The 19201-nt window shown below is 69.3% G+C and carries 16 protein-coding genes; 4 read left to right on the forward strand and 12 right to left on the reverse strand.

Annotated features, from left to right (window positions below):
* Positions 1-125 precede the first annotated feature (125 nt).
* Both leuD and leuC read right to left on the reverse strand, forming a co-directional pair.
* Positions 126-728 (reverse strand): 3-isopropylmalate dehydratase small subunit, encoded by a 603-nt coding sequence (leuD, locus tag LCL61_RS33355; protein WP_340683423.1) that lies wholly within the window; start codon positions 726-728, stop codon positions 126-128.
* Positions 729-759: 31 nt separating this feature from the next.
* Positions 760-2178 carry a 3-isopropylmalate dehydratase large subunit gene (leuC, locus tag LCL61_RS33360; RefSeq protein ID WP_340683424.1) on the reverse strand — a complete coding sequence of 473 codons (1419 nt, stop codon included), beginning with the start codon at positions 2176-2178 and terminating at the stop codon, positions 760-762.
* 79 nt (positions 2179-2257) lie between these two features.
* Here leuC and LCL61_RS33365 point away from each other — a divergent pair, with 79 nt between their 5' ends.
* Positions 2258-2959: an IclR family transcriptional regulator gene (locus LCL61_RS33365; RefSeq protein ID WP_007031477.1), complete on the forward strand. Its 702-nt coding sequence runs from the start codon at positions 2258-2260 to the stop codon at positions 2957-2959.
* Positions 2960-3031: 72 nt separating this feature from the next.
* Here LCL61_RS33365 and LCL61_RS33370 read toward each other — a convergent pair whose 3' ends face one another.
* From LCL61_RS33370 to LCL61_RS33385, 4 genes are all read right to left on the reverse strand, one after another.
* Positions 3032-3424 carry a hypothetical protein gene (locus tag LCL61_RS33370; RefSeq protein WP_340683425.1) on the reverse strand — a complete coding sequence of 131 codons (393 nt, stop codon included), beginning with the start codon at positions 3422-3424 and terminating at the stop codon, positions 3032-3034.
* A gap of 395 nt (positions 3425-3819) precedes the next feature.
* Positions 3820-4485 (reverse strand): response regulator transcription factor, encoded by a 666-nt coding sequence (locus LCL61_RS33375; RefSeq protein WP_340683426.1) that lies wholly within the window; start codon positions 4483-4485, stop codon positions 3820-3822.
* Positions 4486-4494: 9 nt separating this feature from the next.
* Positions 4495-6144 carry a right-handed parallel beta-helix repeat-containing protein gene (locus LCL61_RS33380; RefSeq protein WP_340683427.1) on the reverse strand — a complete coding sequence of 550 codons (1650 nt, stop codon included), beginning with the start codon at positions 6142-6144 and terminating at the stop codon, positions 4495-4497.
* Positions 6144-6797, reverse strand: coding sequence for a helix-turn-helix transcriptional regulator (locus LCL61_RS33385; RefSeq protein WP_340683428.1), 654 nt, complete (start codon positions 6795-6797; stop codon positions 6144-6146). The genes LCL61_RS33380 and LCL61_RS33385 overlap by 1 nt, the downstream gene beginning before the upstream one ends.
* 159 nt (positions 6798-6956) lie before the next feature.
* Here LCL61_RS33385 and LCL61_RS33390 point away from each other — a divergent pair, with 159 nt between their 5' ends.
* Complete coding sequence (locus LCL61_RS33390) at positions 6957-7622, forward strand: response regulator transcription factor (RefSeq protein WP_340683429.1); 666 nt, start codon at positions 6957-6959, stop codon at positions 7620-7622.
* Positions 7619-8872, forward strand: coding sequence for a HAMP domain-containing sensor histidine kinase (locus LCL61_RS33395; protein ID WP_340683430.1), 1254 nt, complete (start codon positions 7619-7621; stop codon positions 8870-8872). The genes LCL61_RS33390 and LCL61_RS33395 overlap by 4 nt, the downstream gene beginning before the upstream one ends.
* A gap of 377 nt (positions 8873-9249) precedes the next feature.
* Here the strand turns inward: LCL61_RS33395 and LCL61_RS33400 are convergent, their stop codons facing one another.
* From LCL61_RS33400 to LCL61_RS33415, 4 genes are read right to left on the reverse strand one after another with little or no spacing between them, the layout of a single operon-like run.
* Positions 9250-9720, reverse strand: coding sequence for a hypothetical protein (locus LCL61_RS33400; RefSeq protein ID WP_340683431.1), 471 nt, complete (start codon positions 9718-9720; stop codon positions 9250-9252).
* Positions 9713-16069 carry a hypothetical protein gene (locus tag LCL61_RS33405; RefSeq protein ID WP_340683432.1) on the reverse strand — a complete coding sequence of 2119 codons (6357 nt, stop codon included), beginning with the start codon at positions 16067-16069 and terminating at the stop codon, positions 9713-9715. The genes LCL61_RS33400 and LCL61_RS33405 overlap by 8 nt, the downstream gene beginning before the upstream one ends.
* A gap of 12 nt (positions 16070-16081) precedes the next feature.
* Entirely contained in the window at positions 16082-16405 is a 324-nt protein-coding gene (locus LCL61_RS33410) for a hypothetical protein (RefSeq protein WP_340683433.1), read from the reverse strand.
* Between the two features lie 5 nt (positions 16406-16410).
* Positions 16411-16785 carry a YbaB/EbfC family nucleoid-associated protein gene (locus LCL61_RS33415; protein WP_340683434.1) on the reverse strand — a complete coding sequence of 125 codons (375 nt, stop codon included), beginning with the start codon at positions 16783-16785 and terminating at the stop codon, positions 16411-16413.
* Positions 16786-16901: 116 nt separating this feature from the next.
* Here LCL61_RS33415 and mycP point away from each other — a divergent pair, with 116 nt between their 5' ends.
* A complete protein-coding gene (gene mycP, locus LCL61_RS33420; RefSeq protein WP_340683435.1) occupies positions 16902-18188 on the forward strand; it encodes a type VII secretion-associated serine protease mycosin in 1287 nt (428 codons plus the stop codon).
* A 292-nt stretch (positions 18189-18480) separates the two neighbouring features.
* On the opposite strand, the gene LCL61_RS33425 is transcribed toward mycP, so the two are convergent.
* Positions 18481-18783, reverse strand: a complete 303-nt coding sequence (locus LCL61_RS33425; protein ID WP_340683436.1) for a hypothetical protein — start codon at positions 18781-18783, stop codon at positions 18481-18483.
* Positions 18784-18800: 17 nt separating this feature from the next.
* Entirely contained in the window at positions 18801-19151 is a 351-nt protein-coding gene (locus tag LCL61_RS33430) for a hypothetical protein (protein WP_340683437.1), read from the reverse strand.
* Positions 19152-19201 lie beyond the last annotated feature (50 nt).

Consider the following 19201-nt stretch of genomic DNA (forward strand, 5'->3'; position numbering starts at 1 on the left):
TCCCGAGGGACCCCTTCAGGGCCTCTCGAGGTGCCGTTCGGTGTGGTTTCGGGGCTGGTGTGGAGGACCCCGGCCGGGGTGCGGATTCCCTGCTCAGCAAGGGAATCCGCCCCCTTCGGACCGCCTTAGGAGGAGGCCGCCGGGAGGGTCACCGGCTTCCAGGAGGGGCGCCGGGTCTCGAAAGTGTCGATCTCCTCCGCATGGCGGAGTGTCAGGGCGATGTCGTCGAGCCCTTCGAGGAGCCGCCAGCGGGTGTAGTCGTCGATCTGGAAGGGCGCGGTGAAGTCCTTGGCTCGTACCGTCTTCGACTCGAGGTCCACCGTGACCTCCGTCCCGGGCTCGTTTTCGAGCAGCTTCCACAGCAGTTCGACGTCCGCCTGCTCGACCTGAGCGGCGACAAGGCCCTGCTTGCCCGAGTTGCCGCGGAAGATGTCCGCGAACCGGGAGGAGATCACGACCCGGAATCCGTAGTCCATCAAGGCCCACACCGCGTGCTCGCGGGAGGAACCGGTGCCGAAGTCCGGGCCCGCGACCAGGACCGACCCGTGCTTGAAGGGCTCCTGGTTGAGGATGAACGACTCGTCGGAACGCCAGGCGGCGAAGAGCCCGTCCTCGAAGCCGGTGCGGCTCACGCGCTTGAGGTAGACCGCCGGGATGATCTGGTCAGTGTCCACGTTGGACCTGCGCAGCGGGACCCCGACGCCGGTGTGGTGGGTGAACGCGTCCATGTTGGGAACTCCTTCGCGGATGTCAGCGATGTCAGTGCGCGGCGGCGGGCTGGAGGTCTTCGGGGCTCGACAGCGTGCCCCGCACGGCCGTGGCGGCCGCCACGAGCGGCGAGACGAGGTGCGTCCGGCCGCCCTTGCCCTGCCTGCCTTCGAAGTTGCGGTTCGAGGTCGACGCGCTCCGCTCGCCCGGCTTGAGCTGATCGGGGTTCATGCCGAGGCACATCGAGCAGCCCGCCTGACGCCATTCCGCGCCCGCTTCGGTGAAGACCCGGTCCAGCCCTTCGGCTTCCGCCGCCTGGCGGACGCGCATCGAGCCGGGGACGACGAGCATCCGGACCGAGTCGGCGACCTTGTGCCCGCGCAGGACGTCCGCGGCGGCCCTCAGATCCTCGATACGGCCGTTCGTGCACGAGCCGAGGAAGACGGTGTCCACCGCGATCTCGCGCAGCGGCGTGCCCGGCTTCAGGTCCATATAGGACAGGGCCTTTTCAGCGGCGATGCGCTCGTTCTCGTCGCCGATGCGCTCCGGGTCGGGCACCTCGGCGCCCAGCGGGAGGCCCTGCCCCGGGTTCGTGCCCCAGGTCACGAAAGGCGTGAGCTCGTCGGCGTTCAGGTGCACCTCGGCGTCGAAGACGGCGTCCTCGTCCGTGCGCAGTTCGCGCCAGTTTTCGACGGCGGCGTCCCAATCGGCGCCCCGCGGCGCGTGCGGACGGCCCTTCAGATACGCGAACGTCGTCTCGTCCGGCGCGATGAGCCCGGCGCGCGCGCCCGCTTCGATGGACATGTTGCACACCGTCATCCGGGCTTCCATCGACAGCTTTTCGATGGCCTCGCCGCGGTACTCGAGGACGTAGCCCTGCCCGCCGCCGGTGCCGATCTTCGCGATCACCGCGAGGATGATGTCCTTCGCGGTGACGCCGGGGCGCAGCGCGCCGTCGACCGTGATCGCCATCGTCTTGAATGGACGGAGCGGCAGGGTCTGGGTCGCCATCACGTGTTCGACCTCGGAGGTGCCGATGCCGAACGCCATCGCGCCGAAGGCACCGTGCGTCGAGGTGTGACTGTCGCCGCACACCACGGTCATCCCGGGCTGCGTCAGGCCCAGCTGCGGGCCGATGACGTGCACGATGCCCTGCTCGGCGTCGCCCATCGGGTGCAGCCGGACGCCGAACTCCTTGCAGTTGGCGCGAAGGGTGTCGACCTGGGTGCGGGACACGGGATCCGCGATCGGCAGCTCGATGTCGATCGTCGGGACGTTGTGGTCCTCGGTCGCGATGGTGAGGTCGGGGCGGCGCAGTTTCCGGCCCGCCAGGCGGAGTCCGTCGAACGCCTGCGGGCTGGTGACCTCGTGCAGCAGGTGGAGATCGATGTAGAGCAGGTCGGGCTCGGCCCCCTCGCCTCGCCGCACCAGGTGCGACTCCCACACTTTCTCGGCCAGTGTCCGGGGCATTTCCGGCTCCTCACATGCGGTGAAATCGGTACTTCCCACCATCTGGACATCTCAAACTTCGGGAAGATAGTATCGGCTTGTGGGACAGCATAGCGGTATCGGAGTACTCGACAAGGCCGTGGCCGTGCTTCAGGCCGTGGCCGAAGATCCTTGTGGCCTGGCGGAACTGTGCACGCGGACCGGGTTGCCGCGCGCGACGGCGCATCGGCTCGCGGTCGGCCTCGAAGTGCATCGCCTGTTGCGCCGCGGCCCCGACGGGCGCTGGCGTCCGGGTACCGCGCTCGCGGAACTGGCGGGCGGTTCGACCGACCCGCTGCTCGACGCGGCGAGTTCGGTGCTGCCGAAATTGCGCGACATCACCGGCGAAAGCGTTCAGCTGTACCGCCGCGACGGCGTCCAGCGCGTCTGCGTCTCGACCGCGGAACCGCCGAGCGGACTCCGTGACACGGTGCCGATCGGTTCCCGGCTGCCGATGACCGCGGGCTCCGGCGCGAAGGTGCTCGCCGCGTGGTCGGATCCGCACACCCAGCGCACGATCCTCACCGAGGCGGTGTACGGCGAGCGCACCCTGCTCGAAGTCCGCCGCCGCGGCTGGGCCCAGAGCGTGGCGGAACGGGAACCCGGTGTGGCGAGTGTCTCGGCGCCCGTACGGGATTCGACGGGCACCGTCGTCGCCGCCGTGTCGGTTTCCGGGCCCATCGAACGTATAGGGCGTAAACCGGGGGCGCGCTGGGCCGCGGACCTCCTCGCCGCCGCGGACGCGCTGCAGGAGCGTCTCTGAGCTCAAGACGAGTGAAGGCCCCCTGCGGCGCAGGGGGCCTTCACTGTTCCCGTCCCGAAAGGAAGGGCCGGATCAGAACTCGTCGGCCTTGGTGAGCTCGTGTTCGAAGGTGTCGGCACGCGTGACGAGAGCCTTCAGCGGGTGTTCGAACTCGTTGACCAGGTTCAGGTCGACCAGCGGGATCGTGTGCTTGAGCAGCGCGACACCGTCCACCACCGCCGCGCCGCCGACCGAATCCCCGCCGGCCAGTTCGAGCAGGCGCCGCAGATCGATCTTGTCGGCCCAGCCGACCGGAGACGAGATCTCCACCCACTCCGCGCCGTCGTGGTCGGGCAAGTGGTGCAAGGACACCTGCTGGCCGCGGCCGTCGCCGGTGTCGACCCGGAACCGGAGCCAGTCGTCCCGCTCTTCGAGCACCTCGTACCGCGTCCGGACGAAATTGATCACGCCTGCCCAGATGGACACCCTCGTCACCTCTCGGTTTCGCCGCCTCGTGCGCTGTCGAGCATGGCACATCCGGGGCACGTGGGGTGTCGACGGTCTCATTCGGGCGGGGTTCCGGGGCGGGCCGGGAGCGGCCGCGGGTTGCGAAAGCCACTTTCGCGACGTCGAAGGTTGCGAAAGAGGCTTTCGCGACCCCTAGGGCACTCGATCCGTGGGTGCCGAAACGGCGGTTTCGCGTGACTGGATGGACGGCACGCGTGATCGGACGGACGACAAGCGTGACTGGATGGACGACACGCGGCGCGGCCGCGTTCGCGCCGAGCCGCCCGCCAGGACACACGTGTCGCCCTCCCGTCACGACAGCTCCGCTGTGATTCCCGAGGCGCTGGGGACACGTGGGCGAGCACTCCGGTGGCCTACTGAAGCGGCGCCATGCGGTAACCAGACCCCCGCACGGTGTGGATCAGTGGCGGGTCCTTGAGCTTCCGCCGCAGCCGCGCGATCACGACGTCCAGCACGTTGGACGCCGGATCCGCCATCTCGTCCCACGCGTACCGGATCAGTTCCCGCCGCGAGACCGGCCGCCCGGTCGCGGCCATCAGCCGCTCCATGACGAGATACTCCTTGCGCGTCACGGTGAGCAGCACGCCCGCCCGGGAGATCTGATGCCTGCCGGTGTCGAGTTCGACGTCGGCGCACCGCAGGACCACCGCCTGCCCGGCCATGTCGCGGCGGCACAGGCTGCGCACCCGCGCGATCAGTTCCGGCATCGCGAAGGGTTTGACCAGGTAGTCACCGCCGCCGACGCGCAGCCCGTCGATCCGGTCGGCGACGCTGTCGCGCGCGGTCAGGAACAGCACGGGCATCGGCCATCCGGCGCCGCGCCGGTTGCGCACGTAGGCCAGCGCGTCGCCCGAAGGCAGCATCCGGTCGAACACCGCGCAGTCGTAGGCGTTCACCATCAGCGCCTCGTCCGCGCCGGGGAGGTCGGCGGCGGTGTCCACCGCGAACCCGTCCCCGCGCAACGCGAATTCCAGCGCCACCCGCAAGTTCTCGTCGTCCTCGGTCACCAGCACCCGCACACAAGAACGTTAGCGCGTGATCGCGGCCTCCACGTCGGCCACGTGCAACCCGCGCAGTTCTTCGACCGCGGGCATCCGGCCCAGCAGCCGCAACCGCTGTGACTGAGCCGTACGCGCCTTCTCGAACAGCAAGCGCGCGTCCCGGGCGTTGCCGAAGTTGACGTCGCCGGAAACGCGACGGAAGTGGCCGGTGAGCACGGGACCGGCGGCGGGATCGAGTTCGTAGTCGCCTGCCGACGCCATCCTCCCGAAGATGGCGAGCAGTTCGTCGGGGCTGTAGTTCTCGAACTCGATCGTCTTGCCGAAGCGGGACGCGAGACCGGGGTTGGCGGCGAGGAAGTCGACCATCTCGCCGGTGTACCCGGCCACGATCACGGCCACTTCGTCGCGATGTTCCTCCATCAATGGGACCAGGGTGTCGATCGCCTCCTGGCCGAAATCGCCACCGGAGCCGGCGAGCCGCGTCAGCGTGTACGCCTCGTCGATGAACAGGACGCCGCCCTTGGCCTCCTCGAACACCGTCGCGGTCTTCTCCGCGGTGTGCCCGATGTACTGCCCGACGAGATCCCGGCGGGACACCTCCCGGAACTGGCCGACCGGCAGGACTCCCAGCGCCTTCAAGAGTTTGCCGTAGATCCGCGCGACCGTCGTCTTCCCTGTGCCGGGCGCGCCCGCGAAGATCAGATGATGCCCGGCCGCGCCGACGGGCAGCCCGGCCCGGCGGCGCCATTCGTTGACCTGCAACTCGTCGACCAGCGAGCGGACCTCTTCCTTGACCCCGGGAAGGCCGATCATCGCGTCGAGTTCGGCGAGCATCTCGTCCAACGCGTTGTCCCCCACCGTGCCGGGGTCCGCTGCCTCACTGATCGTCGGCGTCGCCCCTTCGGCGATCGCGATCCCCGGTTCCGCGGTGTTCGAGACCCGGCACCCGGAGATCTCGCCGCCGCAACCGGCAGCGAACGAGATCCCCGGGCCCCGGGTGTCGGTGACCGTGCACCGCTTGAGGACCGGCACCCCGTGGTGCGCGACGGCGATGCCTTCGTGACCGGTGTGCGAGACGGTGCAGCCTTCGACGACCGGCCGGGCGTACTGGTAGACGTAGATTCCCCTCAGCCCGCAGCCGGTGACCGTGCAGCGGACCACGACCGGATCGGCGCCCTGCCCGAGGGTGATGCCGTCGCCCGTCACGTCTTCGACGGTGGTGTCCTCGATCCGCCCTGGCGAGCCGTCGACGAGGATCCCCTGTTCCGCCCCCGAGATCACGCAACCGCTCACGGTGAACGCCGTCGTGCCGCGGATCGCGATCGCCGGGCCGCGTCCGCCGGAGACGGTGCAGTTCCGGACCGCGAGTTCCGTGTCGTCGGCCTGGATCGCGGACGCGTCACCCGCCAGGACTTCGATCCCTTCGAGGACGAGCGCCCCGCCGGTGCCGCGGAAAACGGGCCGATCCGCGCCACGGCCGTCGACGACGACGGTGGCGCCGTCCGCCGCGGCCAACGTCACCCGGAGGCCGGTCAGTTCGACGGTTTCCGCGTATTCACCGCCCGCGATGGTGATGACGGCGCCGTCGGACGCTTCCGTCAAAGCGTCGCCGATGGTCGGGTACGCGCCTGGCCGCTGGGCCACCAGAAGGACACGGCCGGGAGTCGAAGTCGTCATCAGCCCGCCTTCGCCATCAGCCAGCCGCGGTCGACGGCCTTGGCGCCCGCCTGGAACCGGCTGCGGGCGCCGAGCCGGTTCATGATGTCGGCGACCATCCGGCGCACCGTGCGCACGGAGACACCGAGACGCGCGGCGGCGGATTCGTCGGTGGTGCCGGAGAAGAGCAGCGTCAGCAGCTCCTGCTCGCGGCAGGACAGGATCGAAGCGTTCCCGGTGTCCGGGAGGTCCAGCGGGACGAGCGGGGCGGCGGCCTGCCAGATCCGCTCGAACAGCCCGACCGTCGCGGTGACCACGCCGGGCAGCCGGAACACGGCGGAACCGGCCTGCCTGCCTTCCGCCGGGAGAACGACCGAGGTCCGGTCGATCACCAGCGCGTCCATCGGCACCTCGGCGTCGGTCCGCACCTCGGCGCCCGCCCGCGACATGCGGTTGAGCGCGCCGGACATCCTCGCGGAGTCGGGGAAGAGCACCTTGTGCCGCACGCCGGGGCGCACGCCTCCGAGCGCCATCCGCTGGAACGCGGTGTCCGTTCCCGTGCTCATGACGAGCACCTCGCCGGTCGCTTCCGCGAGAAGCTCGCCGAGCCCTGCCCGGTCGCCGCCCGGGCCCGTTCCCGTGACCAGACTGAGCTGGCCGGTCTGCACGGTCATCGCAGGTACCTCCCTCTTCCCCCGGCGCGGTGCCGCCGACGACGTCCTGTTCATGCCAGTTCCCCGCCGTCCGGGCGGCCGCGGGCACCCGACGCGTTAGCGTTCAGGGGCTCCGGGAACTGCATGCGTCTACTTTCGCTGTCCGAACATGAGGTTTTGATGACACGGGTGATGGTCGTCGAAGACGACGAGAATCTGCGGCTCGCGCTGGTCACGCAGCTCCGCGCGGCCGGCTTCGCCGTCGACGAGGCGGGTGACATCGCGACCGCGGACCGGCTGCTGCGCGGAACGCACCACGACTGCGTGGTGCTGGACCGGATGCTGCCGGACGGCGACGCCATCTCCTACGTCCACATGCGACGGCAGCTGGGCTGGCGGGCGCCGGTGCTGTTCCTCACCGCCCGCGACGCGCTCGCCGACCGGGTGGCCGGGTTCGAGCACGGCGGCGACGACTACCTCGTGAAGCCGTTCGTGATGGCCGAGCTGACCGAGCGGGTGGCCAACCTGTGTCACCGGTCGGCCTTCGACCGGCCCTCGGTGCTGCATCACGAAGACCTGGTGATGGACTGCGCGCGGCGCGAGGTGCGCCGGGCGGGCGTGCTGCTCACCTTGACCAACAAGGAGTACGCGGTGCTCGAATACCTGCTGACCAGGGCAGGCCTGCCGGTGCAGCGAGCCGACCTGATCGAGCACTGCTGGGACGCGCAGGCCGATCCGATGTCCAATGTGGTCGATGTGGTGGTGAAGCGGTTGCGCCGCAAGCTGAAGGAACCCGAACTGATCCACGCCGTCCGAGGCCTCGGCTACCGGCTGGGCACGCGGTGAACACCCACTCCTCGGCCGATCGGCTGCGCAAGCTGCGCTGGACGCTGACCGCGTTGTTCACCGTGATGAACACCCTCGGGCTGGTCGTCTTCGCGTGGCTGCTCATCGCCGAGGACGGTGATCAGGGCGAGGAACGGATCGACGCCGCGCTGACCCAGGTCACGTCGTCGGTCAGCAGGCTGGTCGCCTACGACGGCACCGTCGGCTTCGGGCTGGTCAACACCGACGTGCTGAACGACCGCTGCCCCCAGTTCGCGATCCTGCCCGGTGGGGCGCCCGCGTTCCAGCCGCACTTTTCGCGGGCGGACTGCGTCCCGATGAGCGCACAGCTGGTGAACGGCCTGGCGACCGAGGCGGTGAAGACCGGCAAGCTGGTGCAGGGGCATCAAAAGGCGACCGACGGCGCCATGGTCAAGGTCCGCGCCGAACCGCTGCGCGACGGCGACGGCAGGACGTTCGCGGCCGTCGTCGCGGTGCAGTCCACCGAGGCCGAAGACGCCGCGCACACGCGGTTCACGTTGCTCGTGATCGGCGGCACCGTGCTGCTGGTCGCGGTACTGGGCTTCGCGGGCCACCTGCTGTCCGGCCGCTCGATCCGGCCCGCGGCCGCGGCCTTGCAGCAGCAGGAGGTCCTGCTCGCCGAAACCGCGCACGACCTCCGCACCCCGGTCGCCGCCCTGCGCGCGCTCGCCGAAACCGCGATGGCCAACCCCGCCCAGTCGGCGGAACTCCTGCCGCGCACCGTCCGGCTCGCCGCGAGAATGGGCGGGATCATCGACGACCTCCTCGTCCGCGCCCGGCTCGCCGCCGGCGTGGAACAGCTGAGCATCCAGCCGATCTGGCTCGATCAGCTGGTGGTCGGCATCGTCGAGGACACCGCGACCGAAGGCGCCGAAGTCACCGTCACCGCCGCGCCCACCAAGGTCAACGCCGATCCCGCGCTGCTGCAACGGGCGATCGGCAACCTTCTCGACAACGCCATGCGCTACGGCCGCCACCCGGGCTCGAAGGCGTTCGTGCACCTGACCGTCGCCGGCGGCACCGTGACCGTCGCGGACCACGGCCCGGGTATCGACACCACGATGGCGGGCGACGCCTTCGACCGGTTCGCCAGCACCGGCGGATCGTCGGGGCTCGGGCTGTCGATCGTGCGGTGGGTCGCGCAGGCGCACGGCGGCACCCTCGCGGTGTACAACGCCGACGAGGGCGGCGCGATCTTCGAACTGCGGTTCCCGGTCAGCCCGAACTGAGCGTTCTCTTCGAGGGTAAGGCAAACGTGGCGTGACCGAGCCTCTGCGGTGAAGGCCCCTTCGCTGTGGCCAAAGCCCAGAGGTCACCTTTCCGATGTGGTTCTGGGCTGGCCGGCAGGACTCTGATTGTCCACAGAGGATGCTTTCCTGTGACGAAATGCCTGCTTCAAGGCCATATGCCCGTTGTGACGAGGGGGTCGTGAGTGGCAAGTAGGGTTCTAACCCTCTTTACCACTCACGACCCCCGCACCGAACCGGGCAAATCGCTCAACTCGGGCACAGGCACCACGGAAAACGTCCCTTATGGACAGTCAGGAGGGTGCCTCTTCGACGAGTCCCGTCCCTACCACCAGCTCGCCACATTCGCCTTACCCTCACTAACCCGGCTCGACGGCGGTACCTCCCACCAGCGACTGGAACTCGAACGAGGGCGGCTCACCCGCGTCACGACGCGCGAACTCCTGCGCCCAAAGAGCGAAGGTCCGCATCCACATCGAGCGGAGGAGGGCGTGCTCTTCCGGTTCGAGGCGCCGCGACTCCTCCTTCGCCTTGTCGTAGACGGCCTGGATGGCGTCGTAGAGCGCGAAGACCGGCCCGTCACCGCGAAGGGCCCGTGAACGCTTGATCTCGGTGAGTTCGACGTAGCCGGCTTCGTCCAGCACGGTGACGTCCTCGCCCATGGCGAACAGCACCTCGTGGACGTGCGAGGCGTCCTCGTCGATCCGTCCGGTCCTCAGATTCAGGAGGTGCCCGGTCAGGCCACCCTCCGGAGTCCCGTCGACCCGGTAGGTCAAGCCGTGGTAGCGGAAGAACATCGGCAGTTCGTCCGCCAGCGGGTTTTCACTCACGGTCTTTCCCTTCGTCGCCTTCACGGCCGTCTTCGTCGTCCGCGGTCATGCCACGGTTCGTCGCCTCCTGGAACAGTTCCCGTTCACGCCTGAGTATCAGTGCTTCGATCGCCGTCTCCTCCGGAGTGACCGCGCGGCCCTGTTCCCTGCTCACGGCAGCGAAATCCCGCCGCACCTCGTAGAGGCTGTGTTCGTAGCGTGCCACTTCGTCGATCGACTTCAGATGCAGCCTGAATTCGGCGATATGCCCGCTCGACAGGCGCACGGACATCTGGATGTCCCGATACCCGCTCTTCTGTGGTCCGGCGAAGCGGTCTTCCAGGTAGACGATGCTGATCGGCGACCCCTCCGAGGCCAGCCGGGCGTGCAGGATCGCCAGCGCCCGGTAGACGTCGGCGACGGTGTCGAACCGCACCAGGGCACCGACCACGTCGGTCAGCACGGAACCCGTGCCGTCGTCCTTCGCCAGCTTGTCCGACGCGCGCACCCGGCTCTTGACCTTGTCCCGGTACTTGGCGATCCCACCCGCCTCCGCCGCCAGCCAATCCGCCAGCTCGTTCAACTCGTCCTGGTTCGAGCGCCACGACTCCTCCAGGCCGGTCAGGAACTCGTTCTGATAGGCGCGAAGCTGCTCCGGCGTCGAACCGGCGGGTGGCGCGTAGCCGAACTGGCCAGGCTGGACACGCCGCTCCTGCTCGGGGATCCCCGACACCGCGTCCTCGACGGCCTGGCGCTGGAATTCGGTCAGTTCGAGCGGACCGGGCCGCGGTGTCTCGCGGTGTTCCCGGAGAATGTCCTCCGCGCCCCTGGTTTCCAGTTCGGCCAGCGATTCCAGGACGATCTCGATGGCTTCCGGATACTGGAGCACGTTTCCCAGCGTCTGCGGCCTGGCCAGCAGGGAGTTCAGCAGGAATGGCGTCCGGAGAAGCGTTTCGACGAACTCCGGATGCCGCGGCAGCAGCTTGGCGATCGCGTCGCCGATGTGCAGGGGGACACCGTCGACCTTGATCCGCGAGTCCGGATCCCGCCGGCTGATCTCGTTCCCCCGGTGGAGCGCGTCTTGGACGTCCGCACGGCCGAGAAATTCAGCCGTTTCGTCCCGGCCGGGGTTGATCACCGCGTCCAGGGAGCTCGGCGTCCCCGCGCTCTCGGGCCCGGATTCCGCCGACGGCAGGTTGCCCGGCGCCGGGACCTCGACCGGCGCCGACGCTCCGGGAGTGAACCTGGCCCACCCCTTGCCGCTGGGGAATCCGTGGACCCGCAGCGATCCGTCCGGCATCACGTCCAGCCTCGCCATCGGCGCGATCACTTCGGCACCCAGCGCGTCGGCGTACCGCTGCGCCCAGCCGGACGATCCGGAATGGCAGGAGTTCAACTGGACCGGCCGCCCGGGTGTGTAGTACGGACTGGCCAGTGTCGCCTCGGCCACCTGCTCGGGGCTGAGCATGAAGATCTCTTCGATGGCCCGCATCTGCTCTTGGGTCAGCCGGCTGTCCACGATCAGGCTGAGGCCGGGGATCGGGTGGCCGTTCCCGCTCCCGTGCAAGGTGACCACGTAGGCCCGCGTGCCGTCCGGGCGCTGGGCGATCATCACCCGCATATGCGCGTTGCGGGTGGTCATGTCGTCGCCGATCGACATCCCGCCAGGCGCGTAGAGAACGCCCTCGCCGGTGACCACGGCTCCGTCCCACGGCCCGGGGGCCACCCTCCGCCGGGCTTCGATCCACCGCGAGCCACCGACTTCGTCGTGCCGTGACGCGCCCATCGTGGCGGGGCCGGGCGAGTCGCCGAAGGTGATCTCCCCGGTATCCGGATCGATCCGGGCGGTCGTGAACCGGCCGTTCGGATGACGAGGTGGCAGGCCTTGCGGACGACGACGTCGGGGGCCCTGTTCGTCGGTGTTCCGCGGGCGGATCACGTCGGACGGCCCGCTCTTGGGCGGTTTGAGCTCGAGGGCGCTGTCGATCGTGTTCGGGATCCCGAGGAGCCGCACGGCGAGAAGGATCCCCATGAGGATCCGGCGACCGGAGGACAACACGGGGGCGTTGGCCGCTTCCATCGCCCGTTCGATCGCGTCGGGTTCGTTCGGGCTCGCGGGCAGCTCGCCCGGTGGCCCCGGCAACGGGCTCGGGCGGGCTCCCGGCGGCGCGGCCGGATCCCCCGGACGCAGTGTCTCCGTCTCGAAGAGACCGCGGGCGAACGTGGTGCCACGGTGGACCCTGTCCTGGCCGGGGGTGCGGTTCCCGGTGTTGAGGTCGTAGTCGTGCACGACCACCGGCTGCCCGTCCACGACGAGATCGAGCGTGAGGTTGGGGACCACCCACCCGGAGTAGTGCGAGGGTCCGCCCCGTGCCCGGCCCTGTCCGTCGAGGGAATACGACGGCGAGGTGCGCAGCCGGAACCGTCCGAAGTGGTCGCCGAGGATCTCCTGTTCCCTGGCGGCGACCTCCTCGGCGAAGATCTGCTGGATGAAGATCCCCCTCAGCGCGGGGGTCATCGTGCCGTTCCTGACGTGTTCCACGATCTTCCGTGCCCGCTCGGACTCGGCGGGAACGAGTCCCTCCGCCAGCTTCGCGAATTCGCGGGCCGCGTGGTCGGCGGTCTCCTGCACCGCGGACCGGATCCGTGAGCGGACCCAATGGGCCTCCAGGATCCTCGCGACGTCGCGGACCCGGACCGGCCGCGAATCGGCGGGCAGCAAACCCTGTTCGAGCAGGATCAGGCGGAGGTCGTTCCACGCCAAGCCCGCCTCGGCCATCAGCGCGCGGAGCGCGGTCTCGCTGCGGAGACTGAGGAGCAACTGGCTCCGCGTAAAGGTGTGCTGGGGCAACGGGTGTTCGTGCCGGGCCGGATTGCCCGGGTGGTAGAACCGCTCCGCGTGCGATGAAGGGGGCACCGGCGGCCCCGGCGGTGGTCCGGGCGGGGTGCCCGGTGGCCCGGCGGGTGGCGACATGTCGACGTCCACTTCGCCGGTCCCGAGGCTGAACCGTGCTCTGCCTCGCCATGGCGGGCTCTCGGGATCGTCCGGCGGCGGGCCCGGCCTCCCGGACTCGTCCGGGCCCGTCTCTTCCTCGTGGCGTTTGCGGATCAGTTCCACGGGGCCGCTCTTGGGCGGTTTGACCTCCATCGCGCTGTCGATCGTGTTGGGCAGGCCGAGGAGCCGGACGGCGATGAGCACACCCATGAGGAACCGCCGCCGGAGCGAGATCGGGCCGGCGGCCTCCGCCTCCATCGCCCGGCGGATGGCCGCCGGATCCTCTTGTCCGGCAAGGGTTTCGTCGGGAAGCGGATTCCCGGGAGCGGCGGGTGGCAACCCCTGGGGTCCCGGCGGGTCCGGGGACGCGGCGGCGGATGGCCCGTCCGGATCCCGCCGGGCGACGACAGTGAACCCCAATGCGCTCCAGTGGAGGACGGCGTCGGCTCCGGCGGCGATCGCGTCGTCGACTTCGCTGGTCAGTTCATTGCTGAACACGGCGATGACCAGTGCGCCGGGACCGGCGTCGCGCCGGTGTTTCCCGACCTGTTTGACGATCGACGTGTCGCTGTTCGCCCCTACGTTCTTCACCTCGAACCGGACCTCGACGCCGCTGTCCTCCAGTACTCCGTGGACGTCGATGTCGGTGTCACTGGTCTTGATGCCGAGCCCGGTGATCCGCAGGCCGGTCAGCCCCAATTCGGCGAGCTGGTCCGGGGTGAGTTCGGTGAGCGCGAGAGCGACCCGGAGCTCGCCCTCGAGACCGGTGAGATTCGCTTGGTCACCGTTCAGCTGTTCCCGGGTCGCCGGATCACCGTCAGCCAGCAAGCCGAGGGCACGCTTCAGATGCTTGCGGACGTTTTCGCCGATCTTGTCGAGACCGGGCACACCGTTGACGGCCAGATGATCGAGGATCTTGCGGAGATGGGTCTCCAGCGTCAACGGCAATTCGGCGTTCTTGCCCTCGGCCTCGGCGGCCTCCACCAGTTCCGCGCTGAGCCCGCCGAGCTTCCGCAACTCGGTTTCGGCCACCGTCCGGCCGTAGGGACGAGGTTTCTTTGCCGCCACTTCGCGTATCGCGGCGCCGGCCCGGGTGGTGAACACCTCCAGCGGTGTCACCCGCGGCACCCCGGCCGCCCGGTTCGCCAGCAGGGCCCGGATCTGTTCGGCGTACAGGGCCTTGAGCTGTTCTCCGAGTGGAAGGGTGCTCCGGTCACGAGGAATCAGTTGCGCGAGAACACTCTTGAGAAGGCCTTCCAGCTTCCTGCCCGCGACGGCCGGGCCCGCCTCGCGGACGGCTTCCTGGACGTCCGGCGGCAGAGCGTCCCACACCTCCTCCACTTCGGGCGACAGGTCATCAGGATGTTCCGGTGGTGTTTCCTCGCTCTCGTTCCGCGGCCGGCCGTTGTTTTCGCCGGACGCTCGCGGTGACCGGGCCGGAACGAAAACCGGCGCCGCGGGAAGGACGGGCTCTTCCCTCGGGGGCGTCGGTTCCGCCGGCTCACCTTCGGCGGGATCGTCGGGGTCGTCCGGTGGCCCCTGCTCATCGGGAACCTCGGCGGGCAGTACGGGCACGTCGGGCGCGGGCTCCGACGGCGCGTCGAGCGGGGCGGCGTCCCCGTCCTGGCCGGGCTCCGTCTCCGGCTCGGACCGGTTCGGTTCGCCTTCCGTCGGTTTCGCGTGGGGAGTCCTTCCCGGAACGTTGGCCGGGCCCGGCTGCGCCGGGTTGGCCGGTGCGGAAGTGCTCTGGCCGGATCCGCCCTGGGCCGAACCCGGTTGAGCGGTGGCGGTCGAAGCTTGGGTATGGCCGGGTTGGGCCGTCGTCTGGGTGGAAGCCGCCGGCGTCGAGGCCCCGTGCCCGGACGAGGCTTGTGCCGTACCGGACTGTGCCGAATCTGGCGTCGCCGACGACACGGATGTCTGGTGCGCCGGCGTGCTCGTACCGCTTCGGGACGTGTGCTCCACGGCGGAAGCCGAGGACGAGTGGCTCGACGCCGCCGTACCGGCGCTCCTATCGCCGGCTGAAGTGTCGGCCGTCCGGCTTTCACCGCCGCTGAAGGCATCGGCGCCCCGGCCGGGTCCCGTCGCCGCTCCGGCGGATTCCGAACCTGTCGATGAGGTCCCTGTCGGAGTCGACGCACCCGGATGAGCGGCACCGGTCTCCTGGCCCTCGCCGGTCGCCTGCGGTGAACCCGCTTCCCCCGCGACCCCGGCGGAGGCACCTTGCCCCGCACCGACCGAGGCGGTTTCCGGGGCCATGACCGAAGGCGGAGGCGGACCACCAGGAGGATTCCCGGTCTTCGCCACTTCTCCCGGCCCGGTGGACACGTCTTGACCGAAGACGGCGTTGTGCGCCTGCACACCGGCGAGGTGAGCGTTGCCTCGAATGGGGCCGATCGCACCCGAGGTGAGCCAGTTCTCCTTGATCGACTTCTGGTAACCGGACAAGTCGTCCAGCGCGCCCCAGTTCCCGTTCACCATGTTCTCCGCCGCGTAGCTGGAGATCGGTGAGGAGATCGCGTTGGTGGTGAAGGAGCTCACGGCGGTCGAAACGTGCTTGCCGACCGGGTTGTCCAGCGCGTTCTTTCCGACGTCAGTCTTGCGGATCCCCTTGCCGAGCAACGCTCCGGGCGTTCCGACCACGGCGCTCACCGGTGCGCCGACCGCGCCCGCGACGGCGTTGGTGAAGCTTTCCTTGGCGTTGAAGCCGTCCTGGTACCCCTGAGAGATGTTGAGACCCTGCTCGATACCGTTCGTGACGACCTCGTCGGCCGCCTCCTTGATCGGGATCAGCGCGATCTTCCCGGCCTTGGCCGTCCAGTTGCCGAGACGCCCACCCATGCTCGCGATCTTGACCAGTCTCGCGAGCCTGAGCGCCATCCTGGACGCGAACAACCACGGACCGCCGGGAATGGCGAACGTCAGGGCGAAGTCCACCGCGGCGTGGATCAGTTCCGATCTGATCTGGTTCCGCGCCCGCGCGACCTGCTCGCCGTACTGGTGGCAGAACTCCCCGATCCGGCGCATGCTGACGGCGAGGTCCTCGTAACCCTCGCCGCCGCCTCCGTACTGGCCCTTGTTGACCTCACGGATGAGGGCGTACATGTCGAAGCCGTTGGCATCCGGCCACGTCTCCTTGATCCGCTCACCCGCTCTGGAGGCGGCCCCGACCGCCAAGTCGAGGGCGTCCGCCCCCGCGATCCACGCGTCGCCGAGTGCTTTGGCCGTGTCCGGATCGTCCGGTGGCCAGATGTCGTCTTTCAGCCCGCCCGCCGCGTTCCACGCGCTGACGGTCCAGTCCCACAGAGTGCCGCCGATACCGGCGGCCGCCTCGCCGACGCCCGAGAACGGGAGATTCGCGGCCGGATAGGACATCGTTTCGCCCGCTCAGGTCCCGAGGATCTGGGTCGCCTCGGTCTGACCGCCCTCGTAGACGTTCGCGCCGGTTCTTCCGTTGGTGGCCACGTTCCCGTAGTTCACCGTCACGGAATCGGCGCTCTTGAGCAGGAGAGGGGTGTTGGTCTTGCAGTCCTGGAACATCTCCCCCATCTTCCCGCCGCCCAGTTGCTTCGTGAGGTCTTCGATGGTCGTGCGCAAGGGCGCCCACTTGGTCTGGAAGCCGGATCCCGCCGCACTCAGCGCGTCCAGTTCCCGCCTTGTCTCCTCGAGGTAGATGTCGATCCGGCCATCACCGTTGCGGTCCGTCGCCACGCGGCTCACCGCCCGCCGGCGCGCTCGTCGAGCCGGTGCAGCAACGGACCGAACCGCAGGTCCGTTCCCTCCGTAGCAGACTCCTCCGGCAGGAATCGCGCGGCGATGGCCAGCCCCTTCTCCTGCGAGTCCGCCGCCGCACGGTGCACGGTCTCGGTGATGCTCTCGGCCAGCGCGGCCGAATCCAAGGTCCGGTAGACACGAGGATCCAGCCACAGCTCGATCAGCTCTCCCGCGCCGCCGACCGTCACACTGATCAATCCGTCGCCGGAATCGGCGGTGGCACGGATTCCGGCCATCCGTTCTTGCATCGCCCGGACGTCCTCGGCAAGCCGCTCGTAGTCGGCGTACATGTCCGCCCCGGAAAAATGCGCTTCCACGGCCCCTCCTAGATCGCTTACGAGCCAGTCTCGCGACCGAACGGGGCCCGAACGACCCGGTGGCCGGTTGCGGCCACGGATCCGTCTCCGGCCATGACCGGATCGACGATGACGGAATGAGACGACTCCGGGTGTCCGCCGTCGCCGCCGTGGTGGCCGCGACGGCCGTTCAAGCCTTCGCCGGCGCGGGGGCGGCGCACGCGGCGCCGCCGCCCGGCGCCTGCCGGGATCCGGAACCCGCGCGAGCGGCGGTTCCCACTCAGCCATGGGCGCAGCAATCCCTTGCTCCCCAACGCGTTTGGCCGCACAACCGCGGCGCGGGAGTGCTGGTGGCGGTGGTCGACTCCGGGGTCGACGCCGACCATCCGCAGTTGGCCAGGCCGGGCAAGGTGCGCGCGGGCCGGGATTTCTACCTCGCCGGTTCGCTGCCGGGAGCGTTCGACTGTGTGTCACACGGCACCGGGGTCGCGGGGATCATCGCCGCCGATCCGGTGCCCGGTATCGGCTTTCACGGGATCGCGCCGGACGCGGAGATCCTGCCGGTGCGGATCAGCGACCGTGACATCGGCAGCCAGGGCGAGTCCTTGCGGATCGATCCCCAGGTGGTGGCCAACGGAATCCGCTACGCCGCCGACCAAGGCGCCAAGGTGATCAACCTGTCCCTGGCCGGACACGAGGATTTCGCCGTCATCCGGGACGCGGTCGCGCACGCCGTGGCCAGGGACGCGCTCGTGGTCGCCGCCGCGGGCAACACACAGCGCGACACGGCTTCCGAGATCCCGTCCTTCCCCGCCGCCTACGACGGGGTACTCGGTGTCGGTGCCGTCGACATCGACGGGGCGAGGATGTCGGGTTCCCAGATCGGCCGGTACGTGGACCTCGTCGCGCCGGGCGCCAAGGTACTGGCCTCGACGCGGGCGGGCGGGCACGCGTATGCCGACGGCACCAGCTACGCCGCGCCGTTCGTTTCCGGCACCGCCGCTCTGGTCAGGTCGGCCTGGCCGAAGCTGTCCGCCCCCGAGGTGGCGCGCCGTCTGATGGCGACCGCGAGCCCGGCACGCGGCGGCCTCGGCAGCCCGGCGTTCGGCGCCGGCGTGGTCGATCCGTACCGGGCGGTCACCGATGGGCTGGACACCACCGGACCGGCCGTCCTGCCCGCGTTCGTCCCCGCGCCACCGGACCAGGCCCGGCTCGATCTGGCCGCCGCCAAAGCGGAGACCGCCACCTCGGCGAAATGGCTCACCGCCGCGGTATGCGGCGCGATCGTGATCGCCGCGCTCACGGCACTGGTGCTTCCGCGCGGCCGCCGTCGTGGCTGGCGTCCCGGCCGAGCGGCCCCCGTCTCCGCCCGGCCCAAGGTGGACGAACCGCCGGAACAGATCTTCCTGATCTCCGGGAGATGAGCGGATACCGAAGCCCCGGCGCGAGATCCGCGCCGGGGCTTCGCTTCGACCGGTTCACCGCTGGGAACCGACTGTCCTCAAGGGACGATTTCCGAGAGAACTGTGGCGGCTGACGTGGCGAGCCCCTGGTCGGGACTTGTGTCGCGAGCGAGCCGCACACGCACCACCACGTTTGCCTTACCCCTCAGTAACCCTCTTTGTCACTTACGACCACGCGGCGAAGGGCGCTTTACCCACGTCGCATGCGGTGAAAGTCCCCTTCAGCCACCCCGATACCGGAAAACCCGGGACGCTAGGAGTTGATGATGTTGCTGACCCGGCCTTCACAGGTCTGGCCGATGTGGGACACGCTGTCGTAATCGCGGCCGCTCTGGTTCATGCCGTCGACGTGGTAGCCGGTCCGCTTCTGCATCAGGGCGAACTGCTGGCCCATCTCCTCGGCGTTGTTCCCGCCCCAGCCCGCGCCGATGGTGTTGCGCATCCTGGCCACCTGGTCCTCGGCCGCCTGCCCGATCTGCGCCGCGGTGTTCTGGATGTCCCGGCCGGCCGTGTTCATGGCCTCGTAGACGATCTTGAAGTGATCTCCGCCGTTCATAGCCCGTCCTTTCAGACCTAGGGGTTGATGCCGCTGTCGATGGCGCCGCCGCCGGCGAAGTTCTGCTTGGCGAACGTCTGCACCGCGTCGCCTTGGAAGCCACTGGTGACGTTCAACACCGAACTGCCCTTCTCGACCAGTGACTGCGCGAAGGCATGCACGTGGCCGAAGATCTCGGAACGCCCCTGGTTCTCCGACAAGGCGGCGTTCTTGACGATGCCCGCGAGGCCCACACCGATGGTGTCCTGGTCCCGCCCCTGGTGGGTTTGGTGCAGGGTGAGCTGGTCTTGCTGGCTGCTGTCGGTGTGGTTGAGCAGGTTCTGCACGATCGCGAAGTCGAAATCGACCTCTCCGCCGTTGCCCATCACCCCTCCGTTCCTTGGATCACGTAGCTGACGTCGATCAGCTAACCCCCGGA

The organism is Amycolatopsis coloradensis, assembly GCF_037997115.1.
In the GTDB taxonomy this organism is placed as follows: Bacteria; Actinomycetota; Actinomycetes; order Mycobacteriales; family Pseudonocardiaceae; genus Amycolatopsis; species Amycolatopsis coloradensis_A.